Annotated in this window: 25 protein-coding genes; 12 read left to right on the forward strand and 13 right to left on the reverse strand. The window is 71.6% G+C overall.

Annotated features, from left to right (window positions below; genetic code table 11):
* Positions 1–20 precede the first annotated feature (20 nt).
* On the forward strand, positions 21–491 hold the full coding sequence (locus tag HS041_RS14440) for a MarR family winged helix-turn-helix transcriptional regulator (RefSeq protein ID WP_196441198.1): 471 nt from the start codon (positions 21–23) through the stop codon (positions 489–491).
* A 153-nt stretch (positions 492–644) separates the two neighbouring features.
* Positions 645–3,002: a putative bifunctional diguanylate cyclase/phosphodiesterase gene (locus HS041_RS14445; RefSeq protein WP_196441199.1), complete on the forward strand. Its 2,358-nt coding sequence runs from the start codon at positions 645–647 to the stop codon at positions 3,000–3,002.
* 47 nt (positions 3,003–3,049) lie between these two features.
* On the opposite strand, the gene HS041_RS14450 is transcribed toward HS041_RS14445, so the two are convergent.
* Positions 3,050–4,336: a Glu/Leu/Phe/Val family dehydrogenase gene (locus tag HS041_RS14450; protein WP_196441200.1), complete on the reverse strand. Its 1,287-nt coding sequence runs from the start codon at positions 4,334–4,336 to the stop codon at positions 3,050–3,052.
* Between the two features lie 247 nt (positions 4,337–4,583).
* Between HS041_RS14450 and HS041_RS39290 the strand changes: the two genes are divergently transcribed.
* The 4 genes from HS041_RS39290 to HS041_RS14465 all read left to right on the forward strand — a co-directional run bounded on the left by HS041_RS39290 (position 4,584) and on the right by HS041_RS14465 (position 9,467).
* Complete coding sequence (locus tag HS041_RS39290) at positions 4,584–4,712, forward strand: hypothetical protein (RefSeq protein WP_255529970.1); 129 nt, start codon at positions 4,584–4,586, stop codon at positions 4,710–4,712.
* A 141-nt stretch (positions 4,713–4,853) separates the two neighbouring features.
* Entirely contained in the window at positions 4,854–5,405 is a 552-nt protein-coding gene (locus HS041_RS14455) for a hypothetical protein (protein ID WP_196441201.1), read from the forward strand.
* A 325-nt stretch (positions 5,406–5,730) separates the two neighbouring features.
* Positions 5,731–7,302, forward strand: a complete 1,572-nt coding sequence (locus tag HS041_RS14460) for a DUF7800 domain-containing protein (RefSeq protein WP_196441202.1) — start codon at positions 5,731–5,733, stop codon at positions 7,300–7,302.
* Between the two features lie 116 nt (positions 7,303–7,418).
* Positions 7,419–9,467: a methyl-accepting chemotaxis protein gene (locus HS041_RS14465; protein WP_196441203.1), complete on the forward strand. Its 2,049-nt coding sequence runs from the start codon at positions 7,419–7,421 to the stop codon at positions 9,465–9,467.
* Positions 9,468–9,533: 66 nt separating this feature from the next.
* On the opposite strand, the gene rocD is transcribed toward HS041_RS14465, so the two are convergent.
* From rocD to HS041_RS39300, 5 genes are all read right to left on the reverse strand, one after another.
* On the reverse strand, positions 9,534–10,748 hold the full coding sequence (gene rocD / locus HS041_RS14470) for an ornithine--oxo-acid transaminase (RefSeq protein ID WP_196441204.1): 1,215 nt from the start codon (positions 10,746–10,748) through the stop codon (positions 9,534–9,536).
* A 55-nt stretch (positions 10,749–10,803) separates the two neighbouring features.
* Positions 10,804–11,598: a dimethylargininase gene (gene ddaH / locus HS041_RS14475; protein ID WP_196441205.1), complete on the reverse strand. Its 795-nt coding sequence runs from the start codon at positions 11,596–11,598 to the stop codon at positions 10,804–10,806.
* A gap of 108 nt (positions 11,599–11,706) precedes the next feature.
* Positions 11,707–12,180, reverse strand: coding sequence for an Lrp/AsnC family transcriptional regulator (locus HS041_RS14480; RefSeq protein ID WP_196441206.1), 474 nt, complete (start codon positions 12,178–12,180; stop codon positions 11,707–11,709).
* Between the two features lie 126 nt (positions 12,181–12,306).
* The gene (locus HS041_RS39295; protein WP_196441207.1) at positions 12,307–13,020 is read right to left on the reverse strand and encodes a DUF5941 domain-containing protein; all 714 of its coding nucleotides are present in this window, start codon (positions 13,018–13,020) and stop codon (positions 12,307–12,309) included.
* Positions 13,017–14,597: a CDP-alcohol phosphatidyltransferase family protein gene (locus tag HS041_RS39300; protein ID WP_196441208.1), complete on the reverse strand. Its 1,581-nt coding sequence runs from the start codon at positions 14,595–14,597 to the stop codon at positions 13,017–13,019. The genes HS041_RS39295 and HS041_RS39300 overlap by 4 nt, the downstream gene beginning before the upstream one ends.
* A gap of 166 nt (positions 14,598–14,763) precedes the next feature.
* On the opposite strand from HS041_RS39300, the gene recO reads away from it, so the two are divergent.
* From recO to HS041_RS14505, 3 genes are all read left to right on the forward strand, one after another.
* Positions 14,764–15,501, forward strand: coding sequence for a DNA repair protein RecO (gene recO / locus HS041_RS14495; RefSeq protein ID WP_196441209.1), 738 nt, complete (start codon positions 14,764–14,766; stop codon positions 15,499–15,501).
* Positions 15,498–16,274 (forward strand): isoprenyl transferase, encoded by a 777-nt coding sequence (locus tag HS041_RS14500; RefSeq protein WP_196441210.1) that lies wholly within the window; start codon positions 15,498–15,500, stop codon positions 16,272–16,274. Before recO ends, HS041_RS14500 begins: the two co-directional genes overlap by 4 nt.
* A gap of 86 nt (positions 16,275–16,360) precedes the next feature.
* Positions 16,361–16,720: a cupin domain-containing protein gene (locus tag HS041_RS14505; protein ID WP_196441211.1), complete on the forward strand. Its 360-nt coding sequence runs from the start codon at positions 16,361–16,363 to the stop codon at positions 16,718–16,720.
* 66 nt (positions 16,721–16,786) lie between these two features.
* Here HS041_RS14505 and HS041_RS14510 read toward each other — a convergent pair whose 3' ends face one another.
* The 5 genes from HS041_RS14510 to HS041_RS14530 form a co-directional block, all read right to left on the reverse strand.
* A complete protein-coding gene (locus HS041_RS14510; RefSeq protein ID WP_196441212.1) occupies positions 16,787–17,335 on the reverse strand; it encodes a CGNR zinc finger domain-containing protein in 549 nt (182 codons plus the stop codon).
* Between the two features lie 167 nt (positions 17,336–17,502).
* Positions 17,503–17,889, reverse strand: coding sequence for a Fur family transcriptional regulator (locus HS041_RS14515; RefSeq protein WP_196441213.1), 387 nt, complete (start codon positions 17,887–17,889; stop codon positions 17,503–17,505).
* Positions 17,886–18,719, reverse strand: coding sequence for a metal ABC transporter permease (locus tag HS041_RS14520; protein ID WP_196441214.1), 834 nt, complete (start codon positions 18,717–18,719; stop codon positions 17,886–17,888). Before HS041_RS14520 ends, HS041_RS14515 begins: the two co-directional genes overlap by 4 nt.
* Before the next feature lie 46 nt (positions 18,720–18,765).
* A complete protein-coding gene (locus tag HS041_RS14525; RefSeq protein WP_196441215.1) occupies positions 18,766–19,518 on the reverse strand; it encodes a metal ABC transporter ATP-binding protein in 753 nt (250 codons plus the stop codon).
* Between the two features lie 35 nt (positions 19,519–19,553).
* Positions 19,554–20,561: a metal ABC transporter substrate-binding protein gene (locus HS041_RS14530; RefSeq protein ID WP_230879066.1), complete on the reverse strand. Its 1,008-nt coding sequence runs from the start codon at positions 20,559–20,561 to the stop codon at positions 19,554–19,556.
* Positions 20,562–20,763: 202 nt separating this feature from the next.
* On the opposite strand from HS041_RS14530, the gene HS041_RS14535 reads away from it, so the two are divergent.
* The gene (locus tag HS041_RS14535) at positions 20,764–21,060 is read left to right on the forward strand and encodes a Fe-S cluster assembly protein HesB (protein WP_196441216.1); all 297 of its coding nucleotides are present in this window, start codon (positions 20,764–20,766) and stop codon (positions 21,058–21,060) included.
* Positions 21,061–21,144: 84 nt separating this feature from the next.
* Here HS041_RS14535 and HS041_RS14540 read toward each other — a convergent pair whose 3' ends face one another.
* The gene (locus tag HS041_RS14540) at positions 21,145–22,422 is read right to left on the reverse strand and encodes an alginate lyase family protein (protein ID WP_196441217.1); all 1,278 of its coding nucleotides are present in this window, start codon (positions 22,420–22,422) and stop codon (positions 21,145–21,147) included.
* Positions 22,423–22,668: 246 nt separating this feature from the next.
* On the reverse strand, positions 22,669–23,115 hold the full coding sequence (locus HS041_RS14545; RefSeq protein WP_230879067.1) for a DUF6703 family protein: 447 nt from the start codon (positions 23,113–23,115) through the stop codon (positions 22,669–22,671).
* 267 nt (positions 23,116–23,382) lie between these two features.
* Between HS041_RS14545 and HS041_RS14550 the strand changes: the two genes are divergently transcribed.
* Together HS041_RS14550 and HS041_RS14555 are read left to right on the forward strand one after the other, a co-directional pair.
* On the forward strand, positions 23,383–24,669 hold the full coding sequence (locus HS041_RS14550) for a BtrH N-terminal domain-containing protein (RefSeq protein ID WP_196441218.1): 1,287 nt from the start codon (positions 23,383–23,385) through the stop codon (positions 24,667–24,669).
* Positions 24,670–24,758: 89 nt separating this feature from the next.
* Positions 24,759–25,037, forward strand: a complete 279-nt coding sequence (locus HS041_RS14555; protein ID WP_196441219.1) for an antibiotic biosynthesis monooxygenase family protein — start codon at positions 24,759–24,761, stop codon at positions 25,035–25,037.
* Positions 25,038–25,113: the final 76 nt, after the last annotated feature.

Below are 25,113 nucleotides of genomic sequence, written 5' to 3' on the forward strand. Positions count from 1 at the left end.
GACGCAGACGGGAGCTCCATGTGGTGACGACCGGGCTGGGATCCTCGCTCGCCTACCTTCTCAGCCGGGCCGAGCGCAGCGTCAACCGGGGCCTGGCCGCCACACTGGCGGCCGAGGACGTCACCGTCGAGCAGTGGCGCATCCTGCGCGGCCTCGCCGACGGCCGGGGCCACTCCATGGGAGAGCTGGCCGAGGCCGTGCTGATGCCGCACCCGACGCTGACCAAGGCGGTCGACCGGCTCGTCGACCGCTCACTCGTCTACCGGGGGCACGACCCTGCCGACCGCCGCAGGGTCGCGGTCTTCCTCGCCGACCGGGGCGCCGAGCTGCTCGCCCGGGTCGAGGGCGGGGTGGCCGGGCACCACCGGGTGATCGAGGCCGCCTACGGCCTGGAGCGCACCGAGCAGCTCATGCGCGATCTGGAGCATCTGGTCAGCGTCCTGGACGAGCCGGGCTCCCCACCGCCCTTCCGGGGGCACGCCCGTTCGTGATCCTCCGGGCGCGAGAGCCCGGACACCGACCTCCGCACCCGGGCGCGCCGGACACCCGACGACCGGAAACGCTCAGAACCCGCCGTGCCGAGCCGATGATGCGCTCTGAGGAACCGTGTCCACAGCAGGACGGCGAAGGAGGTGAGCCAGGTCATGCCCAGGATGTCTCCGCCCACCCTGCCGCGCCCCGTCCGGGCTCCCCGGATCTGGGCGGCCTATCTTCTGCTCGCCGCCGCGCTGACCGCCGCGACCCCGTTCCTCGCCTCCGTCTCCCCGGCGCTGGACGTGCTGGCATGGGTGCTGGTGCAGGGAATCTCGGCGGTGGCCGTCGTGGCCGGAGCCCGCCGGAACGGGCTGACCGGGCAGTGGCCGTGGAGGCTGCTGTGCGTCGCCGCCGTCTCCGCCTGGTTCTCGACCACCCTGGCCTGGGGCATCGGCTGGATCTGGCTGGAGATCCCCGGTTCGATGGACCTGTACCGGGTCGGCACCCTGGCCACCTACGCGCTGTCGCTGGTCGCGCTGACGATGCTGAGCACGCGGGCCGAGGGCTCGTGCGGGGCGGGGCTGCTGGACGCGGGCATCATCGCCGTCTGCGTGGCGATGCCCCTCTGGACCTTCCTGATCAAGCCGCTGGTCGACGGGAGCGGGCAGACCGGCACCGCCCTCGCCTTCGCGATCGCGATCCCCGTCATCGACCTGTTCGCCGCCGGCATCCTCGTGCGGCTGGCGTTCGACAACCGCCGCACGCCCTGGCTGGGGCTGCTGGGTGCCGCCTACGCCTCCCTGTTCGCCGGGGACGGCGCCTACCTGCTCGACCAGGTGACGGGCCGGCCCTCCGGCACCGTCGCCACGATCGGCTGGCTGGGCTTCTCCGTCCTGTCCGGCGCGGCCGTGCTGCATCCCGGCGTCGCCACGCGACGGCTGCGGACCTCCGTCGTGTCCGGCCGGGGGCGGGTGATCATGTTCCTGGCCCTGGCGCTGCTCAGCCCGCTGGTCTCCGGTCTCGGCCACGCGTTCATGGACTCCTACGGCAGGACCCACTTCTTCGACGGCCTGATGAACACGGCGCTGACCGTGCTGCTGGCCGTGCTGCTGGTGCTCCGCCTGAACACCGTCGCGCGGCTGGCCGAGAACCACTCCGCCGAGCTGGTCACCGCCCTGAACCGGCAGGAGGCGCTCCAGCGCAGCCTGTCGCACCGCGCCCTGCACGACCCGCTGACCGGGCTGGCCAACCGCACCCTGCTCAACCAGTCCCTGCAGCACGCCATCATCACCTCCTCGGCGCTGCCCGGCATCCGGCCGCCCGCGCTGCTGCTGCTGGACCTGGACGGGTTCAAGGACATCAACGACACCTTCGGTCACCCGATCGGGGACGAACTGCTCGTCCACGTCGCCCGGCGCCTGGGCGCCGTCGTCGCGCAGGGCCAGACCCTGGCCCGCCTGGGCGGTGACGAGTTCGCCCTGCTGCTGCCCACGGCGACCCCCGCAGACGCGCTCGCCGTGGCCCGGCGCGTGCTGACCGCGGTGCGGGCCCCCTACCGGCTGGACGCCCGCGAGCTGCACCTGACCACCAGCATCGGCATCCTGGCCGGCCTCCCCGTCGACAGCCCGTCGGAGGCTCTCCGCAGCGTGGACCTGGCCCTGTACGCGGCCAAGAACGCGGGCAAGGACCAGATCGCCGTCTTCGAGCCGGCGCTGCGCGACGCCCAGCTGGAGCGCACCCGCCTCACCGCCGAACTGCGCCAGGCGCTCCCCGCCGGCGAGTTCACCCTGAACTACCAGCCCGTCGTCAACCTGGCCAGCGGCGACATCCGCGGAGTCGAGGCCCTGCTGCGCTGGACCCCCACCGGGGGCACGCCGGTCCGGCCGGACGTCTTCATCCCCATCGCCGAGGAGACCGGGCTCATCGTCCCGATCGGGCTGTGGGTGCTGGAGCAGGCCTGCGCCGACGCGCGCCGCTGGCACGAGCAGTACGGCATCTCCGTCGCCGTCAACGTCTCCGGCCGCCAGCTCCGCGAGGAGGGCTTCGGCGCCATGGTCCTGGAGACGCTGGCCCGCTACGAGCTGCCCGAGGGGGCGCTGACCCTGGAGATCACCGAGAGCATGCTGCTGGCCACCACCCCGGCCGAGACCCAGCGTCTCATCGGCGTTCTCAACGCCCTGCGCGAGCACGGCGTGCGCATCGCCCTGGACGACTTCGGCACCGGCTACTCGTCCCTGGCCTACCTGCGTTCCCTGCCGGTGGACGTCCTCAAGATCGATCGGTCGTTCACCATCGCGCTCACCGAGGAAGGTCCCCAGCAGACCCAGGCCTTCACCAAGGCGATCATGGAGCTCTCGGCCAGCCTGCGCCTGGACACCGTGGTCGAGGGCGTGGAGACCTCCGAGCAGGCCGTCCTGCTGCAGCGGATGGGCCGGCCCCTGGTCCAGGGGTACCTGTTCTCGCCCCCCGTCCCCGCCCAGCGGGTCGAGGACCTGCTGAGCGCGGCTCCCTGGCGGAACGCCGCCTGACGGCCCGCCGGGACCCGGTGGGGCGGGTCCCGGCGGGCCGGTGGTCGTCAGGGGTACAGGCCGCGGAGCTGGTGGGCCTCGGCGACCCGGCCCACGCCGATGACGTGGGCCGCCTGGCGCAGGGTGATGCCGCGCCCGGCCGACAGCTCCGCCACCGCGTCGAAGGACTGCTCCATGAGGTCGCGCAGCTTCATCTCGACGTCGCCCGCGCTCCAGGAGTAGGCCTGCATGTTCTGCACCCACTCCAGATAGGAGACGATCACGCCGCCCGCGTTGGCCAGGATGTCCGGGACCACCGTGGTCCCGGCGTCGGCCAGGACACGGTCCGCCTCGGGGGTGGTGGGGCCGTTGGCGCCCTCCACGATCAGGCGGGCCTTGATCCGCGGGGCGTTCTCCTCGGTGATCACGCCTTCCAGGGCGGCCGGGACGAGGATGTCGACGTCCAGTTCCAGCAGCTCGGCGTGGGACAGGGCGTCGGCGTGGCGGTAGCCGTACACGCCGCCGGTCTCCGCCACCCAGGCCCGCAGGTCGTCGACGTCGAGACCGGAGAGGTTCACCACCGCGCCGGTGACGTCGGAGACCGCCACCACGCGGCAGCCGGCGTCGGCGAGGTAGCGGGCGGCCAGCGCGCCGACCTTGCCGAAGCCCTGGACCGCGACGGTGCGGCCCTCGGGCGAACCCGGCAGCGCACGGAGCGCGGCGATCTGCACACCGCGGGAGGTGGCCCCGGCCCTGCCGAGGGAGCCGCCGAGCGTCATCGGCTTGCCGGTCACCACGCCGGGGACCGGGTAGCCCGCGTTCACCGAGTAGGTGTCCATGATCCAGGCCATGGTCTGCTCGTCGGTGCCGACGTCGGGGGCCGGGATGTCCCGCTCGGGGCCGATGATCGGCAGGATCTCGTTGACGTAGCGGCGGGTGACCCGCTCCAGCTCACGCGTGGTCAGCGAGGCGGGGTCCACGCAGACGCCGCCCTTGGCGCCGCCGTACGGGATGCCGGCCAGCGCGCACTTCCAGGTCATCCACATGGCCAGCGCGGTGACCTCGTGGACGTCGGTGGACGGGTGGAAGCGGATGCCCCCCTTGGCCGGGCCGCGGGTGATGTTGTGCTGGACCCGGAAGCCCTGCACGACGTCCATCCGCCCGTCCTCGCGGCGGACGGGCACCGCCACGGTGAGAGAGCGGCGGGGGGTGGCGAGCATCGTGCGCAGGCCGTCGTCCAGGCCGAGCTGGTCGGCGGCCTGGTCGAGCTGGAAGAGCGCGGCGTCGAGGGCCTGGCGGCCCGGGGTGATCAGGGAGGTGGTTGCCGGCGTCGTTGACGGCACCGTGATCGACATGAAGGAGGCCCTCCAAAGGCGGACGGGGCGCCATTGCCCCGTCCGGGACGGTTTCGTGATCGGCGACGGCACGGGCGTTCGTCGTGCCGAGGCGGGTACGTCGTCGTCCCGGACGGCCTCCGCGCTCCCGTGCCGCGACCGATCTGCTGCCAACGAGGAAATCGTCTCGGCGGGGAGAAAGGAACCCGCCAATATGGCAGGTTCCCGCGTGGGGCGTTCGCCGGTTTGGAGCAGCCGGCCCGGAACCATGATCGCGACGCACCTTCCGGCGGTGGACTCCGAGGCGGCCGGGCGCCTGGCCGAGCAGGCACGCCGGCGCCGCCCCTCCTCCACGGCGCCGCGGGGCGGCGTGGACATCGCGCCGAGGGCTGCCTGAGGCCGGGTTTCCGGTCCAGGCATGATTCCGTCCCGGAAATCGGATGAGCGCGGATCCCTTAAGACAATCCGGGTAAACGACCCTTCGTCGCGGTGCCGCCAAGGGCCGCGGAGTCCGTTATCGGTGACAAAGGGGAGTCACATGCAACGCAACACCGTCATACGCAGCATGCACGACATCGGGATGGCGATCTGGTTCGGCGGCTCGCTGATGGGCGCCGTCGGCCTGAACGGCGCCTCTTCCAAGGTCAGCGACAGGCGCGAGCGCACGCGGGTGGCGAACGCCGGATGGGATCGCTGGACGCCGGTCAACCTCGCGGGCATCGCCATGCACCTCATCGGCGCGACGGGCCTGCTCATGGCCAACAAGGGGCGCGTCGTCGGCCAGCGCGGTGTGGGGTCCAGCTCCATGCTCAAGCTGGCGCTGACCACCGCGGCGCTGGCCGCCACCGCCTACAGCAGGAAGCTCGGCGCCACGCTCGAGCGGGCGGGCGAGGTTCCGGCCGAGGGTGGTGTGAAGCCGGCCGAGGACACTCCCGCCGAGGTCGCCAAGGCCCAGCGGCAGCTGCGCGTCATGCAGTGGGTCGTCCCCGGCGCCACCGGGGCGCTCGTCGCCGTGACCTCTCTGCACGGCGAGCAGCAGCGGCCCACCGAGGTGCTGCGGGGCGTGCTGAGCGGAGCCTTCTCCCGCTGAGACTCCACCCGGGCGGCCTTCCGGGCGGGTGTGGCCCCGTGCCCGTCCGGAACCGCCCGGCGGCCTCCCGCCGTCTTCGGGAGCGGGGGGTGACGCGCTGCTTCCGTTCGCCGCGGCTTCCGATGCCCGGCGCGGTCGCCGGGATGTCCTACCGCGATCCGACGAGGGAGGATACGTTGTTTCAGTGCTGACGCTTATCCTTTTCTAGACTTATCTAACGACTCGTTGTTATCGAGTGGGATGTCCGGGCACCGGAACGGGACATGCCGATACAGCGGGTTTGCCAGAGGATCTCCGCCGATCCGGAGTGGCTGGGAGGGTGAGCGTGCCGGAACTTGTCGTCGGGCCGTTGCTGCGCTACGTCGACGAGACGAGCGCCTCCGTGTGGGTGGAGACCAGTGAGCCGTGCGAGGTGGTCGTGGAGGCCGGTCGGGCACAGGCGAGCGCGCGGACGTTCACGGTGCACGGCCACCACTACGCGATCGTGGACGTGGCCGGGGAGGGGAAGTACGAGGTCCGCCTCGACGGGCAGACCGTCTGGCCGCTCCCGGATCACCCGCCCAGCCGCATCCGGCTGCTCGGCCCGCGGGGACCCCGGCGCGTGATGTTCGGCTCCTGCCGGACCAGCGTGCCGCACGATGTGATCCACACAATCTCGCACGGGGTGGACGTGCTGCGCTCCTACGGCTGCCGCATGATGGAGACCCCCGAGCAGGACTGGCCCGACATGCTGCTCCTGCTCGGCGACCAGGTCTACGCCGACGAGCCCTCCGCCGAGATGCTGGAGTTCATCAAGGGCCGCAGGGACAGCGAGCCGAAGACCGAGATCGCCGACTTCGAGGAGTACGCCGAGCTGTACCGCGTGGCCTGGACCGACCCGGAGATCCGCTGGCTGCTCTCCACCGTGCCCACCGCGATGATCTTCGATGACCACGACCTGCGCGACGACTGGAACACCTCGGCGGACTGGCGCGCGAAGATGGCCCAGGTGGAATGGTGGCCGCGCCGGGTGGTCGCCGGGCTCGGGTCCTACTGGGTCTACCAGCACCTGGGCAACCTTTCGCCCGCCGAGCGCGACGCCGACGGCCTGCTCGGCAAGCTGTGCGCCTCGGAGGGCGACGGGGCGGAGATCCTCGACGCCTTCGCCGCGCACGCCGACGCCGTCCCCGCCGACAGCCGGTGGAGTTACTCCCGCGACCTGGGCTCAACCCGCCTGATCATGCTCGACTCGCGGTGCGCGCGCCAGCTCACCCCAGGAGACCGCCGGATGCTCGACCCGGTGGAGTGGGCGTGGCTCACCGAGCGGCTGGCGGAGGAGGGCGCCGAGCGCTTCGTGATCGGCACCTCGGTGCCCTTCCTGCTGCCGGCCGGCATCCACCACGTGCAGAACTGGAACGAGGCGCTGGCCCAGGGAGCCTGGGGGCGGCGGGTCGCCCGCTGGTCGGAGTGGCTGCGCCAGACCTTCGACCTGGAGCACTGGTCCGCCTTCCGCCGGTCCTTCGAGGACATGTCCCGCCTGCTGGTCCGGACCGGCAAGCCCGTGATCATCCTCTCCGGCGACATCCACTACTCGTACGCCGCCAAGGCCAGGAAGCACCCGATCTACCAGCTCGTCTGCTCTCCGATCCGCAACCCGCTGAGCCGTACCCTCCGGCTGGCCAACATCGTGGCCCAGTTCGGCATCGCCACCCTGATCGGCGGCCTGCTCTCCCGGCTGACGAAGATCCCCCGGCCGCCGATCCGGTGGCGGATCACCCACGGCCCCTGGTTCTCCAACGCGATCGCCACCCTCACCCTGGACGGGCCGGTCTCCATCCGCTGGGAGACCGCAAGCACGACCGAGGTCATGGAGGTCGCCACCGTGGACCTCCCGGCCGAGGTGCGCTCCCCGGCGTAGAAGCAGGCGCACCCGCCGCCGGTGGGCCCGGAGCCGGCGGTATGCCGGGCCGGACGTGAGGCAGGCGCCGCGGGCGTTTTCCTCAGCCAGGGCGAGCGGCGTCCGATGAAGCTGCCGTGAAACTCAGTCACTCCAGAGTCGGCTCCCCCCTGGCAGGACTCCTCGTCATCCTGGTCATCGCGCTCGGTTTCGTGGTCCAGCGGCAGATCACCGTCGCCGCGTTCGACCGCGTGGAAGCCGATCAGGTGGCCCAGGACGCGCAGCGGATACGCATCGCGCTGGACTACGAGATCCGCCTGCTCAGCGATTACGGCGCGACCAACTCGATCTGGGACAGCTCGTTCGCCGACGTGCGCGAGGCTGACGGGACCGCTTTCGAGGCGGACTTCCCGCCGAGCGACATCCGGCGCATCTACGGTGTGGACGGCGTCGTCGGAACCGGGCCGGACGGCACGGTACGGGTCGGCGGGATGGTCGGGGCCGGGTCGGCTTTCGCCCCGCTGCCGGCCGACCTGGCGGAGCCCGCGCTGCTGCACCGGCTCTTCGCCGCGGACGCCGAGGCGGGATCAGCCCGTTGCGGAGTCGTCCGGACATCCGGCACGCCCTTCCTGTACTGCGGTTTCGCCAGTTACCCGGGTGACGGTGACGGCGAGCCCGCAGGTGGTCTGATCTACTTCAAGGCTCTCGGTGAAGAGCGCCTCACCGCGATCGGCAAGCAGATCGGCCTGCCGGTGAAGCTGGTGAGCCAGGCGCGCGCGACCGGCGAGCGCCCGCTCACCCTGTCCAGCCGGCTGGGTGATCTGAAGGTCGTCACGGGAGCCCTCGACGACGACCGCATCAGCGTGAACGTCGCCCTTCCCGCGGTCGAGGGGACACCGGTCCTGCTGGAGGCGGTGCGTGACCGCCCGATCCACGAGACGGCGACGGTGGTGCTGCGCGACGTGTTCCTGATGACCGCGGCCGCAGGGGCGCTCCTGCTCGCGGTGATGGTCCTGCTGGTGCGCCAGGGGATCCGGCGGCAGGTCAGGCCGCTCCGGCGTACCGCCGAGGCCGTCATCGCCTCCGGCGACCGCACGCTGCGCGTACGGTCCGGCGACGAAGGGGAGATCGGCGCGCTGGGGCGGGCCATCGACACCATGCTCGACGCGATGGCCGCGCAGGACACGGAACTGGAGCAGGCCAACGCCGCGCGGGAGGAGCAGCTGCGCATCACGTACGCCGAGCGTCAGCTCAGCGAGCAGCAGGCCCGCCAGCGCGCCCAGGAAATGATCAACAGCAGCGTCTCCACCATCATGGGCGAGCTCCACGTGGTCGCTGAGAAGACCGATGAGCTGCGCGGCACGGCCGAGACCATCGACGAGCGGGTCAGCGTGACCGACGCCGTCACCCACCGCGTCGTCGAGCAGGTGCGCCGGGCCAACGACACCGTCGAGCAGCTCGAAGCGAGCCTGCGCAAGGTGGAGGGAATCGCCCACATCATTTCGAACGTGGCCACGCAGACCCACCTGCTCGCGCTCAACGCCACCATCGAGGCCGTCCGGGCGGGGGAGGCGGGCAAGGGCTTCAGCGTCGTGGCCAACGAGGTGAAGGAGCTGGCCACGACGACGACCCAGTCAACCGACGAGATCACCGCCATCATCCGGTCACTGGAGGAGAACGCCACCGCCATGGCGGGCGCGCTCACCGAGATGACCGGAGGCGTCGGCAACCTCGACGAGGCGGCGGCGCAGGTGGGGGACATCACCCGGCAGCAGCACTCCAGCGTCGATCTCCTCAAGGAGTATCTGGACCGGGCGATCCGCCGGATCTCGACCATGGCCGATCTGGCCGCGCAGCTCGAACGGCGCGGCTTCCCGCGGGCGGCGGTCGGCAGCGGAACGTGGGTCCACGCGGCGGGCGGGAAGCACCCCGTGGAACTTCTCGACCTGAGCGCCTCCGGGGCGCACTGCTCCACCGGGCGGGACGTCCCGTTCAAGAAGGGCGATCTCGTCGAGATCGACATTCCGCTGCAGGGCGAGAGCCCCCTGGCGCTGAAGGCCGAGATCGTCAACCACAGGAAGCACGGCGACGGCGCCGAGATCCGCCTGCACTTCACCGCCGTCTCCCAGGCCGCGGAGGAGCGCATCAACCGGTACGTCATAGCGGTGCTCAGCGAGCAGAACTGAACCGCCACCGGAGGGCCCTGCCGGACCGTCTCGGGGGAGAGGGGCCGGCAGGGTCGTTCCGCAAGATCAGCCGCCGAGCTCCCCGACCACGTCGACCAGCTGGTCGACGGCCCACAGCAGGTCCTCCTCGGAGATGACGATCGGCGGGGCGAGGCGGATCGTGGAGCCGTGGGTGTCCTTGGCCAGGACGCCGCGGCGCATCAGCGCCTCGGAGACCTCGCGGCCCGTGGCGATGGACGGGTCGATGTCCACGCCCGCCCACAGGCCGCGCCCGCGCACCGCCACCACGCCGTTCTGACCCGTCAGCCCGCGCAGCCGCTCGTGCAGGACCCCGCCGAGCTCCCTGGCCCGCGCCTGGTACTCCCCGGTGTTGAGGATCTCGATGACCGCGTTGGCGACCGCGCAGGCGAGCGGGTTGCCGCCGAAGGTGGAGCCGTGCTGGCCCGGCTTGATCACGCCGAGCACGTTCTCGTCGGCCGCGATCGCCGAGACCGGGACGACGCCGCCGCCCAGGGCCTTGCCCAGCACGTAGACGTCGGGCACGACGCCCTCGTGGTCGCAGGCGAAGGTGTCGCCGGTACGGCCGAGGCCGGACTGGATCTCGTCGGCGATCATCAGCACGTTGTTCTCGGTGCAGATCTCGCGGATCTGGCGCAGGTAGCCGTCCGGCGGCACCAGCACGCCCGCCTCGCCCTGGATCGGCTCCACCATCACGGCGACGGTGTTGGCGTCGAGGGCCTCGCGGACCGCCTCCGCCGAGCCGTACTTCACGATCCTGAAGCCCGGCGTGTAGGGGCCGAAGTCGTCGTGGGCGTCGGGGTCGGTGGAGAAGCTCACGATCGTGGTGGTGCGGCCGTGGAAGTTGTCCTCCATGACGATGATGTTCGCCTGGTCGCGGGGGACGCCCTTGACCTGGTAGCCCCACTTGCGGGCCACCTTGATCGCGGTTTCCACGGCCTCGGCGCCGGTGTTCATCGGCAGGACCATGTCCTTGCCGGTCAGGCCGGCCAGACCGGCGGCGAAGGCCGCGAACTGGTCGTGGAAGAAGGCGCGGCTGGTCAGGGTGAGCCTGCCGAGCTGCTCCCGCGCCGCCTCGATGATCTTCGGGTTGCCGTGGCCGAAGTTCAGCGAGGAGTAACCGGACAGGCAGTCCAGGTACCGCTTGCCCTCGACGTCGACGACCCAGGCCCCCTGCGCCTCGTGGATCACGATGGGCAGCGGATGGTAGTTGTGCGCGCTGCGGCGCTCGCTGAGCTCGATGAGCTCGGCCGTGGTGGTCATCCGGATATCACCGTTTCTCTGGTCTGAAATCCTGCTGCCTGGCCTTATTCCCCGTTCAGTCGCGGATCTCCAGCGTGCAGCACTTCGGACCGCCGCCCGCCTTGCGCAGCTCCGACAGGTCCACGGGGATCGGCTCGAAGCCGCGCCGCTTGAGCTCCAGCTGCAGGCCGGCCGCCTCCGCGTTGATCACCACGTGGGTGCCGTCGCTGACCGCGTTCAGGCCCAGTACGGCCGCGTCCTCCTCGTCGGCGATGACGGCGTCGGGGAACAGGTGCCGCAGGACCTCCTGGCTCCCCGGAGAGAAGGCCCCGGGGAAGTAGGCCACGTTCCGGCCGTCCAGCGGGAACAGCGCGGTGTCCAGGTGATAGAAGCGCGGGTCCACCAGGCGCAGCGTCACCACCGGGCGGCCGAGGAACTCCTGCGCCTCTCCGTGCGCGGTGATGTCGGTGCGGAAGCCGGTCCCGGCCAGCACGAGGTGGTCGAGGGTGAGGAAGTCGCCCTCGCCCTCGTTGGTGAAGGCCGCCTCGTGCACCCGGTCGTATCCGTTGTCGGTGAACCACTTCAGGTACGCCGGGCCCTCGGCCGCCCGCTCGGGGTGGGCGAAGCGCGCGCCGTACACCCGGCCGCCGACGACCAGCGCGCCGTTGGCGGCGAAGACCATGTCGGGCAGGCCCGCGACCGGGTCGATCAGGCTCACCCGGTGGCCGAGCTCCTCGTAGGCGCTCCTGAGCCCCTCCCACTGCCGGATCGCCACCTCGCGGTCGGCGCCGGCCTGGGGATCCATCCACGGGTTGATCGCGTACTCCACCGCGAAGTGGTCGGGCCGACACATGAGGTAGTGCTTCGTCATATAGAACCCCGCAAAGGATGTCGTGGTGGGAACGGCAACAGCCTAAGAACAGGGTCTGCGCAGGCCAAGAGCTCGATCTTGCGCATCAGCGCAAGGCCGTTGCCTGTTTCAGAGGAGGAACGGTGATTCGTTGCGCGAGGTGATCAGAGGGGCTTCGATCAGCCGGGAGAGCACGATGGAGCTCTTGGTCCGCACCACGAACGGCTCCGCCCCGATCCGTTCGATCACCTGCTCCACGTGGCGTACGTCCGTCGCCCTGATGTGCAGCAGCGCGTCGGCCTCGCCGGTGATCGTGCAGGCCGAGACCACCTCGGGGTGGCGGGCCACGGCCACCCCGATCTCCGCCGGGGAGGTCCGGCCCGCGCAGAACAGCTCCACGTACGCCTCGGTGGTCCAGCCGAGCGCCGCGGGTTCCACCCGCGCGGTGAACCCGGTGATGGCTCCGGTCTCGCGCAACCGGTCCACCCGCCGCTTCACCGCCGACGCCGACAGGCCCACCCGCTGCCCGATCTCCGCATAGGTGGTACGGGCGTCCTCGACGAGCGCCCCGATGATGTCTCGATCCAGCTGGTCCAACTCCACGTTGCTTTGTAACACAGCTCCCCGGCGCGACGGAGAAACGAGGGAGGGCCGCGGCGGTGCGCCGCGGCCCTCGGAAAGGTGGTGCGGCGGGCGCAGGCGGCCCGCCGGGATCGGGTGTGACGCCCGTCAGGTCGGCTCGGCCTCGCCGGTCGACTGCTCCAGGACCTCCTCCGGGGAGGCTTCGAGGTCGGCTTCGGCGGAGGCCCGGGCCGTCGCCGACTCCTTGTCCAGACGGACCCAGCTCGTCACGCTCTCCACTGCGAACAGCACGCCGAGGTAGAGCGTGAGCGCGGCCAGCACCCAGGTCAGCACACCGAGCGCGGCGCCCGCACCGATGATCAGCAGCCGGAGCTCCCAGCCCAGGCCGGCCCGGAACACCCAGGCGGGCGGCCAGATGCTCTGCCGGGTCCGGTAGACCGTGTCGTAGGTGTGGTAGCCGACCACGTAGATCAGCACGAAGAGCAGCCACTTGGGCGCCTCGGCGGCGAGGCCGACGAGGATCACGGCGAGGAACTCGGTGCCCCGGATCAGCGGCGGCACCAGCCAGTCGAGCCTGCCCAGGTGGTCGCGGGCCGCGGTGGGCAGCACCAGCGCGACCATGACCAGGGCCGGGGCGAGCAGGACCGGGCCGTCGCCGAGCATCCCGGCCACCGCCATCGCGATGATCGCCAGCAGTGCGGCGAGGGCGGCCGGCACCGGGGGCAGCCCCGGGCCCACCTTGTCGCGGAGCGCGGTGACCAGCGGGCCGTCGTCACGGTAGGCGAGCAGGCGCGCGGTCTGCACGCGCAGCCGCTCCTCGTAAGGGTCCGGAGCAGGGGTGGCCTGCGGCTGGGTGATCATGCGAGCGACCTCATCAGACGTCCGGTGAGCGAGTAGGCGGCGCCGATGCCGCCCCAGATGATCAGCGTCAGGAAGGTGACGCGGGCGTCGAAGAGGGCGCCGGCGATGGCGATGACCGCGAAGCGCTCGCCGATCGGGAAGACGATCATCTTACGGGCCCAGTGCATGGTGCGGTACTTGCCCGCCCTGCTCCACATCTTCAGCAGGCTGCGGATGGCGCCTCCGCTGCGGGCGACCTTGCGTTCCTCCAGCGCCGCGCGGAGCGGGGTGTCGGGGCTGATCGACAACGGGATGCCGGGCAGCGGCGACGGCGGCTTGCGCCGGTTGGCCGCGCCGAAGGAGAAGTCCAGCAGGTGCTTGATGGACTGCACGCCGAGCGCGACGAGCGCCAGCGTCCACACGTCTCCGACGCCCGAGACGGCCGCGCCGACCGCCAGCCCGGCGAAGACCACGTACTCCTTGAACCGGTCGAAGGTGGCGTCCAGCCAGGCGCCGAGCACGCCGAACTTGCGGGCGTAGCGCGCGACCTGGCCGTCCACGCAGTCGAAGACGAACGCGAAGTAGATCAGGATGCCGCCCGCGACCATCCCGGCGCGCTCGCCGGTGGCGAAGCACGCCGCGGACGCCACGCCCAGGGCGATCGAGATCAGCGTGACCTGGTTGGGCGTGAGCCCGCGCCGGGCCGCCCAGCGGGCGATGAAGCGCGAGTAGGTGCTGACGAAATAGGTGGTGAAGAAGCCGTCGGCGCCCTTGACCGCGTTGTTCAGCCGGGCCCGGTCCTCGTCGAAGCCGGACATCTCCGCGACGAGCTGGTCGGCCTCGGCCTGCGTGGTCACCCGGCGGTAGAACAGGTCGCGGCGGCCGCGGATGCCGACCGAGACGCCGCGCCGCACCAGGCCGAGGACCAGGAGCTGAACCAGGTCGTCCTCGGGACCGAACAGGTGGGCCATGTCGGCGAGCTCGCGGGCGGCCTCGGCGAGCGTCGGCGCGTGCCTCACGTTCAGGTACAGCGGGCCGAGCAGGACGGCGTTGGGCCGGGTCACCGCGTGGTAGGCCGAGCCGACCGAGATCACCCGGGACTTGGCGGCGCGCACCCGGACCGGGAGGCCCTCCAGGGTGCGGTCGCCGATCTCGGGCTGGGCCTCCTCGATGGGGACGTCCGGGACGATGGCGTCGCCGTTCTCGTCCTCCTCTCGGGGCTCCTTGGTGATCAGCGCGAGCGCGCCGCGCTTCGACTTGGTGATCTGGTAGATCAGCTCGTCGTGGATCAGCGAGTTGGCCGGGAGGATCAGCAGGTTGTCCGTGGCGCGCTCGGCGGCCTCGGCCACCGCGCGCAGGTCCGCCGCGAGATCGGAGGTCTCCACGAGCGTGCCCGGGAATCCCCGGTAGGCGGCGGCGTCGTCCTTTCGGGCGATCGTCACCGGCGCCGGGTCGAGCGAGGCGAGCTGGCCGTGCAGCCTGCCGACCACCGTGGGGCAGCCGGGAAGTGCGGGCAGAGTCAGCGCGGTGGGCGGCGCGAACTGGCCGGAAACGGCATCAGGGCCGGGTGATGAACCCAGCAGGACCACGCGGGGCATGGCACCCTTTCGTGCGGGGGTGGATCCGGGTTGAACATGGCGGGGATGGCGCCAGAGGTCAAAGTTTAGTGAGTTCCAGGTGAACAGCACGCATCCGTGACGGTTCCGTGCCGCCGGACCGCGCTTGGATGCCTTCCACAGGGGACCTCGGACTAAACTGGGGAAAGTGAGTCTGTACCGTGACGAGGGCGTCGTCTTGCGCACCCACAAGCTGGGGGAGGCCGACCGCATCGTCACCGTCCTGACGAAGCGGACCGGCAAGATCCGCGGCGTCGCCAAGGGCGTGCGGCGGACCACCTCCCGCTTCGGCGCCCGGCTGGAGCCGTTCACCCACGTCGACCTGCAGCTGCACGTCGGCCGCACGCTGGACGTGGTCACCCAGGCCGAGACCATCCGCCCGTACGGCGAGGCGCTCGTGACCGACTACCCGCGCTACACGGCGGGCAGCGCCATGCTGGAGACCGCCGACCGGCTGATCGCGGGGGAGAAGGAGCCCGCGCTCCGCCAGTTCCTGCTCCTCGTCGGCGGCCTGCGCGCCCTGGCCGCCGCCGAACACGAGGCCAGGCTGGTGCTCGACGCCTACTTCCTGCGCTCGCTGGCCGTGGCCGGATACGCCCCCGCACTGGAGGTGTGCGCGCGGTGCGAGGCCGCGGCGGTGCGGGCGTTCGCCATCGTGGCGGGCGGCGTGGTCTGCGGCAACTGCCGTCCCGCCGGCGCCGCCGTACCCGAGGGGGAGACCCTCGCGCTGATGCTGGCGCTGCTGAAGGGCGACTGGCCCGCCGCCGACGCCTCGCTCGCCCGGCACCGCACCGAGTGCAGCGGCCTGGTCGCCGCCTACCTGCAGTGGCATCTGGAACACGGCATACGCTCTCTCCGACACGTAGAAAGGGAGCCCGCCACGTGAACGTCCGCCCGCCCACTCCGCACCCCTCCGGCGCCACCCCGCCGCCGATCCCGCGTGACCTCGTGCCCCGGCACGTGGCGATCGTGATGGACGGCAACGGCCGGTGGGCCAAGCAGCGCGGCCTGCCGCGCACCGAAGGGCACAAGGCGGGCGAGTCCTCCCTCTTCGACGTGATCGAGGGCGCGATCGAGCTGGGCATCCCCTACCTGTCGGCCTACGCCTTCTCCACCGAGAACTGGAAGCGCTCCCCCGACGAGGTCCGCTTCCTGATGGGGTTCAACCGCGACGTCATCCGCCGCCGTCGCGACCAGCTGCACGCGATGGGCGTGCGGGTCCGCTGGGCCGGCCGGCCGGGCCGGCTGTGGAAGAGCGTCATCTCCGAGCTCCAGGACGCCGAGCGGATGACCGAGGGCAACTCCACGCTGACCCTGCAGTTCTGCGTCAACTACGGAGGCCGCGCCGAGATCGTCGACGCCGCGCTCAAGCTGGCCGAGGACATCGCCGCCGGACGGGTCAAGCCGGGCCGGGTCAAGGAGGAGACCTTCGCCCGCTATCTGGACGAGCCGCAGATCCCCGACGTGGACCTGTTCGTGCGCTCCTCGGGCGAGCAGCGCACCTCCAACTTCCTGATCTGGCAGACGGCCTACGCCGAGATGGTCTTCCTCAACCGGCTCTGGCCCGATTTCGACCGCCGCGACCTGTGGGAGGCGTGCGAGACCTACGCCAAGCGCGACCGGCGCTACGGCGGGGCCGTTCCCAACCAGGCCGGGTAGGTCCTTCGGCGGACTTCCGTCCCAGGTCACCGCCTTGTGGCGATCCCCTCCGCGGTGCGAGACTGAAACTGACGAGGGGGGACGTCATGATCGAAGTGAAGAGCATCGACAAGCCGGACGAGCGCCGGGACTTCCCGAAGGGGCACCTGGAGGTGTGCAACCTGACGGGGCTGAGTTTCGGCGTCGCCACGTTCGAGCCCGGATGGCGCTGGTCGGAGTCGGTCAAGCAGATCGCCGGCACCGACTCGTGCGAGGTCCACCACAACGGGTTCGTCGTGCAGGGCAGGCTCCGCATCCGGATGGACGACGGCGCGGAGGCGGAGGTCGGTCCGGGAGATGCCTTCGTCTGCACGCCCGGGCACGACGCCTGGGTCGTCGGCGAGGAGCAGGCCGTGATCTACGACTTCGCGGGCGGCGCCGACGAGTACGCCAAGCCCAAGGCCTAGCCGGAGGGCCGCGACCCCGCCAGGCGAGCCCGCCCGGCGGGGTTCACGTGCGGCCCGCCACGCGTCTCAGGCGCGGCGGCGGGCGCGGTAGGCGGCCACGTGCATGCGGTTGCCGCAGGTACGGCTGTCGCAGTAGACCCGGGAGCGGTTGCGGGACTCGTCGACGAAGACGCGCTCGCAGTCGGGCGCCGAGCAGGTGCGCAGGCGCTCCCACTCGCCCTCGACGAGCAGGTGGGCCAGGGCCACGCCGAGATCGGCCGAGAGGTGCTCGCCGAGGGAGGCGCCCGGCGCGAAGTAGTGCATGTGCAGGGGATGGCCGTCGTGCTCGGTCAGGCGCGCGGTGATGCGGGTCCCGCTCAGCAGGGTGTTCAGCCGGATGACCGCGGTGGCCTGGTCGGGGGCGGTGAAGACCTTGTGGAAGGCTTCACGCAGGGCGCGCACCTGGGTCAGGTCGGCGGCGCCGAGTTCCCCGACGCCGCTCACCTGCCACCGTTCCACGAACTCGCCGAGTCCGGCCAGGTCGCCCAGCCCTTCTTCGCCTCCGGTCGCGGGGGAGGTGTTGACCAGGTCGACGGCGGTGGCGAGTGAGTGCACCATGTCATGTCCGAATGGCATGTTGACTCCTGTCGTATGCGGTTGCGGGTGTGGCTGCGCGCGTACGGCGGCTCGCCGTCCCGGAAGCGTATCTCTCCGCAGCCTCTCAGGAGTTCGCCGTGACCGGACATGGCCGTATCGGTCCCGTCACTGTCTGCGGTCCGGCGCGGTCGGCCCCGCCGGACCGGTCAGCCTGCCTTCGCCGCCGAGCAGGCCGAGCAGGTGCCGAAGACCTCGACCGTGTGGGTGATCTCGGTGAAGCCGTGCTCGGTGCCGACCGCCTCGGCCCAGCGCTCCACCGCGGGCCCGGCCACCTCCACGGTCCGCCCGCAACGGCGGCAGACCAGATGGTGGTGATGGTGCACGCTGGCGCACGCCCGGTAGACCGACTCGCCGTCGTCGGTGCGCAGCACGTCCACCTGACCGCTGTCGACCAGTGTCTGGAGAGCCCGGTAGACCGTGGTCAAGCCGATCTTGGCGCCTTCGGCGCGCATCTCGGCGTAGACGTCCTGCGCGCTGCGGAAGCCCTCGCTCTGGCGAAGGATCTCATGGACGGCATTGCGTCTGTTGCTCATGGCTGGGACTCCTGGGATCGACTTCGGCGTACGAATCTACCGAGCCCGAGGGCCAGGACGAACCCTCCCAGTGCGACGAGTACGATGAGGGCGCCCGGCGGCACCTCGACGTAGAACGACGAGGCGAGCCCGCCCACCGTGGCGGTCATCCCGAAGAGCATGGCCAGGAGCATCGTGCTCCGGAAGCCCCGGGTGAGCTGCTGGCCGGTCGCCACCGGGACCACCATCAAGGCGCTGACCAGCAGCAGCCCCACCACCCGCATGGCGATGACCACGGTCAGCGCGGCGGTGACCGCGATCAGCAGGCTGAGCAGGCGGACCGGCAGCCCGGCGGCCCTGGCGACCTCCTCGTCCTGGCAGAGCACGAACAGCTCCCGGCCGAAGACGGCCACCACGCCGAGCACGGCCACCGCGAGCAGGGCGATCACCTGCACGTCCTGGACCGTGACGCTGCTGATCGAACCGAACAGGTAGGACATGAGAGTGGCGTTGCTGCCGCCGGGGGCGAGCGAGATGAGCAGCACGCCGCCGGCGATGCCGCCGTAGAACAGCAGCGCGAGCGCCACGTCGCCGCTGGTCCTGCCTCGCGCGCGGACCAGCTCGATGGCGACGGCGCCGAGCACCGCGACCACCACGGCGGTCAGCACGGGGGCGGTGCCGGTAAGGAAGCCGAGCGCCACACCGGTCAGTGCGACGTGCCCGATGCCGTCGCCCAGCAGGGCCAGGCGGCGCTGCACGATGAAGGTGCCGATGGCCGGGGCGGCCAGGCCGACGAGGAACGCGGCGATCAGCGCCCGCTGCATGAAGTCGTACCGGAGAAGGTCGATCATCGGGTCGCCTCCGGGGCGGGCGTGCGAAGGCCCGGGGTGCGGGCGGTCACGATGTGGGTCTCCAGTCGAGCGGGCCCGCGGGCCGCTCCTCGGCATGCGGGTGCACATGGTCGTGGCCGGGCAGCGCGTGCGCGCCGACCGCCTTGGGCGGGGGGCCGTCGTGGCAGACGCAGCCGTCCCGCAGCACCACGGCCCGGGTGACCAGCGGCTCCAGCGGGCCGAGCTCGTGGGCGACCAGGACGACCGTCCTGCCCTGCTCGACGAGGCCGGACAGGGTGTCGGCCAGCAGTTGCTGGCTGGCGGCGTCGACGCCCGCCGTCGGCTCGTCCATGACGAAGGTGTCGGGTTCGCCGGCGAGGGCGCGGGCGATCAGCACCCGCTGCTGCTGCCCGCCGGACAGGGCCTGGACAGGGTCCCCGGCTCGGTCCGCCAGGCCGACCGCCTCCAGCGCGCGTGCGGTCGCGGCGGCGTCGGCCGCGCTGGTCGGGCGGAACCGGCTCTGCCTGGAGATCCGCCCGGAGGCGACGACCTCGCGGATCGTGGCCGGCACGCCGCCGCCCACCGAGAGCCGCTGGGGCACGTAGCCGATCCGCCACCACTCGCGGAAACGCGCGGGCGGCTTGCCGTACAGGAGGGTGGAGCCTCCGGACAGGGGGGCCAGGCCGAGCAGGGCGCGGACGAGAGTGGACTTGCCCGACCCGTTCGCGCCGAGCACCGCCACCACCTCTCCGGAACGGACGGTCAGGTCGATGCCGCGCAGCACCGGGCGGCGGTCCAGGCTGACCTGGCCGCCGCTCATGGTGAAGGCTTCTTCTCTCGCTGTCACAGGTGCCTTTACGAGCAGCTCAGGGCCGCCTTGAGGGTCGTGAGGTTCTGGCGCATGGCGGACAGGTAGTCGCCGGTGGCGGGCTGGCTCTCGATCGGGTCGAGAACCGCCGTCGTGGCGCCGACCTCCTGGGCGAGAACCTCGGCGACCTTCGGGCTGACGAGGGTCTCGGTGAAAATCGTAGTCACTTTTTCCCGCTTGGCCACTTCGGACACTTCGGCCAGGCGCGCGGGGGAGGGTTCGGCGTCGGGGTCGACGCTGATGCCGATCTGATGGAGCCCGTAACGGTTGGCCAGGTAGCCGAAGGCCTCGTGGCTGGTGACCATGGCGTCCGAGCCGCAGTTCGCCAGACCCGAGGCCAGTTCCTTGTCGAGGGCGGTCAGGTCGGCGGAGAGCTTCGCGGCGCGGTCCTTGTAGCCCTGGGCGTGGGCGGGGTCGGCGGCGGCGAGCTTCTCGCCGAGCTTCGTCGCCACGGTGGCGAAGCGGCTCGGATCCAGCCAGAGGTGCGGGTCGTAGGAGACGCCGTGCTCATCCCCGTGCTCGTCACCGGCCTCGTCCCCGTGTCCGTCGCCGGGCTCCCCGGCGTGCCCGCCCTCCTCCTCGTGGCCCTGCCCCTGCCCGGCGGGGAGGGTCGTGACCATGGTGGCCGCGTCGAAGCCCCGGTCGGCGGCGTGCTGCTCGACGGCCTCGTCCACGGCGGGCTGCACGCCCTTGATGTAGACCACGAGGGACGTGCTCTCCAGTCCGGCGACCACCTGCGGAGAGAGCTCCAGGTCGTGCGGCTCGACGCCGGGCTTGGTGAGCCCGGTGACGGTGGCGTCGGACCCGCCCACCTGCTCGGCCAGCCACTGCAGCGGGTACATGGCGGCGGTGATCTCCGGCCGGCCTCCCTCCGTGCCGCCGGACCCGGTCGAGCCTTCGGCCCCGGTGCCGCAGCCCGCGGCGGTGAGGAGCGTGGCCCCGGCGAGCAGGCCGGTGACGCGCATGCGGATACGTCGGGAGGAGTCGGACATCATGCGTCCAGTATGCGCGTAAATGAAAACGGTTGTCAAAATCGGCCCTCGGGGAGCCGACGGCGGGGGGCGCTCGGAGGGCGTTTGGGCTGTTCCGGCAGGGGGAGATGGATACGGACAGCCGTTTTAACGTGATATGGACGGCGTCTCCTCTCGCCGAGCGAGACGCCGGTCAAGACGGATCCATCGCCCTTAGGAGCCTGTCGTGCTGACGCTGACCGAAAAAGCCGTGGAGGCGATACGCGACCTCATGGTGGGGGAGAACCTGCCGAAGGAGGCGGGGCTGCGCATCACTCCGAAGGCCGATGACACCTCCACCCTTGAACTGTCCCTGACGAGCGTGCCGCATGACGGTGACCAGGTGATCAAGAAGGAGGACGTCCGGGTCTTCCTGGACCCCGATGCCGCGGCTGCTCTCGACGATCAGACACTGGACGCGGACGTGAGTCCGAGCGGCACCCGGATGTCCCTCTACCTGTCCCGGACGGACGACGCGGGCTGACCGGGGACAGCTTTCGGCCCGTCCCGTACGGCGGGGCCCGCGCGGGTCACCGGCCGTCGCGGGGCTCCGGCGGCGGCGGACGTCCTACCGGGGGTTGTCCGCGTGGGTGAGGGTCTCCCAGGCGACGAAGAGCTTGTCCGTCCCGGCGGGACGCTGCTGCTCGGTGAGCTTCTGGGTGTTCGGCATGTGGATGCCCAGCCGGTTGTGCAGGGCGTTGAAGCCGACCTCGGTGACCGGTCCCACCTTGAGTTTGATCGATCCGCCGCACAGCCAGGACGGGATGGACGTGCTGAGCTGGTACCGGGCGTGGAAGCCCATGGCGTGCCGGAGCCGCTCGCGGACCTGCGGGTAGATGTCGTGGCCCTGGAGGCGGGCGGTCTCGGCGACGTGGGAGATGGCCGCGATGCCGTACCCGGTGTGGGTGAAGTCGCGGCAGGTCTCCTGCGAGAGGCCGTCGACGAAGGTGGTCTGGCCGTACCAGTACTCGATCACTCCGGCCTTCGTCTTGTACCTGCCGCCGGGCGGCGGAGCGGGGAAGGCGCCGTCTGACTTCAGGTAGACGTAGGCGGGAACGCGGCGCAGGAACCGGGCCATGGCCCGGTCGTAGGTCCTGCGGTCCTCCAGGAACACCGAGATGCCGATCGCGGCGTCCATCATGGTCAGTTCCCAGTTGCCGTTGTAGTTGGCGAACCTGTCGCCCTGGGTGACCTCCGGCAGGTAGGCGTCGCGGAGCATGCCGGCGAAGCGGTTCACCGAGGCGGAGGGCCACCTGCCGTAGGCGTGGCGGATGATCTCACCGGCTCTGGGCCACACGGCGCCGGCCCAGGCGGCCTGGAGCGCCGCGTTGGTGTTGGTGTGGTCCCTGTGCACGGCGGACCAGGCGTCCATGATCTCCATCGCCTTCCTGGCGTACCGGTCGTCGCGTTCGACGTACCAGACCAGGGCGAGGGTGTAGGCGGAGATCGCGTCCACGCGTTCGTCGACGCAGCCGTGGTTCGGGTTGGAGTAGGCCCCGCACTCCACGACCGCGCGCGCCTTCGGAGTCCGCGACAGCGAGGCGTACGGGCTGGCCAGCATCGTGTCGTAGGCCTTCTTCCACGGCTGGGCGCCCGCCCTGACCTTCGCCCGCACGAAGTCGAGCTGCCCCCTGCCGACCAGCACGCCGGGGTGCGTGAAGGCGGAGGGCGCCGCCACCCCCGCAGGGGCGGGCGCGACGTGCGCGGCCGGGGTCCCCCCGCCCTGGCCGGCGCCGGCGGCGAGGGCCGGTCCGGCGGACAGGCCGACGGCCGACAGGGCGGCCAGCAGGACGGCCGCGCGGGCCGGTCTCCGGCGCCGGGAGATGGGGGGCGTGGTGGTGCGCATGGGGATGTCTTCCTTCCGGTCCCGCGGATCCCGCGACCGGACCGTTCTCGCACGTGGGGGAGGGGTGTCGACCGGCAGAACCCGTGATAGCGCCCGAATCTAGACATAGCCTCACAATTACGTCAAATATTCGTATATTCCACCATTTGTGCGGAGAAAAGGATCACCTGTGTTCGGAGATACCGCCGGGCGCGTCCCAGGGCTCCGGCGGGGAGGCCCGCGGGCGAGGCGCGGGGAAGGGCCGGCCTAGAAGGCCCCGAAGCGGTCGGCGGCCAGCAGGAGCAGGAAAGTGAGCAGCGCGACCCGGAGGATGCGGCCTTTGGCGCCCAGCGACGGCCACGACATGTAGGCCAGCCAGCAGACGAACCCGGCCACCACGAGCACCGCCAGGCCGCCCCAGAAGGACGGCATCGCGAAGCCGGCCAGCAGCAGGACCACCAGGACCACCGGGACGATCCAGCGCGGGAGCCGGAACAGGAAGACCATCGGCGCCGCGCTGAGCCGCTCGACCCGCTGCCGCAGACCCGTGGCGCCCGGGGTGAAGAACTGCTCGCCGGGAGGGAGCGGGCGCCTGGCGGACGTGCGGCCCGGTCTCGGGGCCCGCGCGGACCCCGCGCGGTCCGGCACGGAGCTCTGGGCGAGGGGGTGCGCGGATCGCCCGGGGCGGTCGGCTGAGCTGCTCTTGTCGGCCACGGCCAGAGCCTAACGCCGGGACGCCCGGCACGGGTATGGTCCGCCGAGGAGAGCCTTGTGCCGCGCCGGGAGCCGTCCGTAAACTCGATGCCGGCGAGCTCCGGCGCCGAACCTCCTCTATCGGGCACCCACGCTGCCCGTGCTCCACGGAGGCAAAGGGGACATGCGCGCCTCAGGAGAGGCGGGTCCCGTGTGCTGGCCGACAGCGCGGCGGGCTGACCGTCAGGCGTGGGCTGGGGTCGGCCGGATGCCGCGAGCGGAGCCACCATGACCAGCAAGAAGCAGCTCAAGGTCCGGATCCGGGCACGGATGGCCAGGACGGGCGAGAGCTACACCGCCGCCCGCCGCCACCTCGTCGACCGGCCGGAGCCGCGGGCCGACGGCGCCTGGACCTTCCACGGCGGGCGCCATCCGGGCAGCGCGGCCATCGCCAACGTCCTCGCCAACCGGGGTGCCGCGGTCGGCGAGCCGATGGTCTTCCTCGCCGGAGGCGGCCTCGGGGCCGGATACATCCTGTGGGAGTTCAAGCACGACGACAGCCGCCACCTCACGCTCGGCTTCCGCAACCAGTGGCAGTACCACGACCGCTGGATGGCGAAGACCCTCGACCGGCTCGGCGTCCGCTTCGCGGCGCACACCACCTCGGGGGCGAAGGGCGCGGCGAAGCTGCTGGCCGGTGAGCTGGACGCCGGACGGCCCTGCATCGTGCTGCCCGACCGCTACCACGTCGGCTACTGGGGCCTCCCGCGGAGCATGGAGGGGCACGGCGGACACCCGGTCGTCGCCTACCGGCGCGACGAGAAGGACGTGCTCGTCGACGACCGGGGAACGGCCCCGATCCGGGTGCCGCGCGAGCGGATGGACGCGGCCCGGGCCCGCGTGCCGTCCTACAGGAACGTCACGCACGTCCTGGAGCCGGCGGAGATCGTCCCCGAGCGGCTGGTCTCGGCCGCTCGGGAAGGCCTGCGCGACGCCGCCGACCACCTGAGCTCGGCCTCCGACTCGTTCTCGCTGCCCGCCTGGCGCAAGTGGTCGCGGCTGCTCGTCGACACCCGGAACGCCAAGGCGTGGCCGAAGGTCTTCGCCGACGGCCGGGGTCTGTCGGGGGCGCTGCTGTCGCTGTGGGAGGGCGTCGAGCCGGTCGGCGCGGACGGCGGCAACCTCCGTGACCTGTTCGCCGACGGGCTGGAGGAGGCCGCCGGGCTGCTGGACCTGCCCCTGGGAGGTCTGGCCGACGAGTTCCGGCGGATCCACGGGCTCTGGCACGACCTGGCCGAGGCGGCATTCTCGCCGGACGTCCCGGGCTTCGCCCGGATGCGGGAGCTCACCGCCGCGGTCCGGGAGTCCCTGCTCTCGGAGGGGACGGCGGGCACGGAGCCCCCGGCGGAGGGTCCGGAGCTGCGGGCGCTGCGGGCGGAGCTGGACGGGGCCCCGCCGGTCGAGGACGTCGGGGCCCTCTTCGCCGACCTGAGCGAGCGGCTCGCCGGGATCCACCGGGCCGAGGCGGAGGCGATCGCCGCTCTCCGGGCGCTGGTCTCCCGAAGCGCCTCCTGAAACGCCGTGCGCGTCCGCCGTCCCCGGCCGCACGGGCGGCCGGGGACGGCGCGACGGGCGCCCGCGGGAGGGTCTGGCATGCTGGGCGGATGCTCGCTCTCATCCGTTACTCGGTGCCGCACGGGCGGACCGAGGAGTTCCTGGCCCAGGCGCACGACATCGTCGACACGCTGGCCGCCCAGCCGGGATACGTGCGCGGCCGCGTGTCGAGGTCGGTGGACGAGCCCGAGCTGTGGGCGCTGGTCAGCGAGTGGGAGGGAGCCGGGTTCTACCGGCGGGCCCTCGGCGCGGCGCGGATGGCGATGTATCCCCTGATGACGCTGATGATCAACGAGCCCAGCGCGTTCGAGGACGTCGAACGGGGGTGACCGCCGGCCGCCGGCCGCCGGCGGGTGCGGCGGGCGGGATGGCCAATGCACGCTACCGGCCGTCCCGGCCTCCCCT

The sequence above is a fragment of the Planomonospora sp. ID67723 genome (assembly GCF_015711605.1).
Taxonomy (GTDB): Bacteria; Actinomycetota; Actinomycetes; order Streptosporangiales; family Streptosporangiaceae; genus Planomonospora_A.

Excerpts from the sequence above, each read along its gene's own strand:
- HS041_RS14520 (WP_196441214.1), bottom strand. The coding sequence starts at position 18,719 with ATGATCGACCTTCTCCGGTACGACTTCATGCAGCGGGCGCTGATCGCC.
- ddaH (WP_196441205.1), bottom strand. The coding sequence starts at position 11,598 with ATGACGAAGCACTACCTCATGTGTCGGCCCGACCACTTCGCGGTGGAG.
- HS041_RS39290 (WP_255529970.1), top strand. The coding sequence starts at position 4,584 with ATGATCGCGACGCACCTTCCGGCGGTGGACTCCGAGGCGGCCGGGCGC.
- HS041_RS14510 (WP_196441212.1), bottom strand. The coding sequence starts at position 17,335 with ATGCCATTCGGACATGACATGGTGCACTCACTCGCCACCGCCGTCGAC.
- HS041_RS14525 (WP_196441215.1), bottom strand. The coding sequence starts at position 19,518 with ATGAGCGGCGGCCAGGTCAGCCTGGACCGCCGCCCGGTGCTGCGCGGC.
- HS041_RS14445 (WP_196441199.1), top strand. The coding sequence starts at position 645 with ATGCCCAGGATGTCTCCGCCCACCCTGCCGCGCCCCGTCCGGGCTCCC.
- rocD (WP_196441204.1), bottom strand. The coding sequence starts at position 10,748 with ATGACCACCACGGCCGAGCTCATCGAGCTCAGCGAGCGCCGCAGCGCG.
- HS041_RS14455 (WP_196441201.1), top strand. The coding sequence starts at position 4,854 with ATGCAACGCAACACCGTCATACGCAGCATGCACGACATCGGGATGGCG.
- HS041_RS14550 (WP_196441218.1), top strand. The coding sequence starts at position 23,383 with ATGACCAGCAAGAAGCAGCTCAAGGTCCGGATCCGGGCACGGATGGCC.
- HS041_RS14530 (WP_230879066.1), bottom strand. The coding sequence starts at position 20,561 with ATGATGTCCGACTCCTCCCGACGTATCCGCATGCGCGTCACCGGCCTG.
- HS041_RS39300 (WP_196441208.1), bottom strand. The coding sequence starts at position 14,597 with ATGCCCCGCGTGGTCCTGCTGGGTTCATCACCCGGCCCTGATGCCGTT.
- HS041_RS39295 (WP_196441207.1), bottom strand. The coding sequence starts at position 13,020 with ATGATCACCCAGCCGCAGGCCACCCCTGCTCCGGACCCTTACGAGGAG.
- HS041_RS14505 (WP_196441211.1), top strand. The coding sequence starts at position 16,361 with ATGATCGAAGTGAAGAGCATCGACAAGCCGGACGAGCGCCGGGACTTC.
- HS041_RS14555 (WP_196441219.1), top strand. The coding sequence starts at position 24,759 with ATGCTCGCTCTCATCCGTTACTCGGTGCCGCACGGGCGGACCGAGGAG.
- HS041_RS14515 (WP_196441213.1), bottom strand. The coding sequence starts at position 17,889 with ATGAGCAACAGACGCAATGCCGTCCATGAGATCCTTCGCCAGAGCGAG.
- HS041_RS14540 (WP_196441217.1), bottom strand. The coding sequence starts at position 22,422 with ATGCGCACCACCACGCCCCCCATCTCCCGGCGCCGGAGACCGGCCCGC.
- HS041_RS14450 (WP_196441200.1), bottom strand. The coding sequence starts at position 4,336 with ATGTCGATCACGGTGCCGTCAACGACGCCGGCAACCACCTCCCTGATC.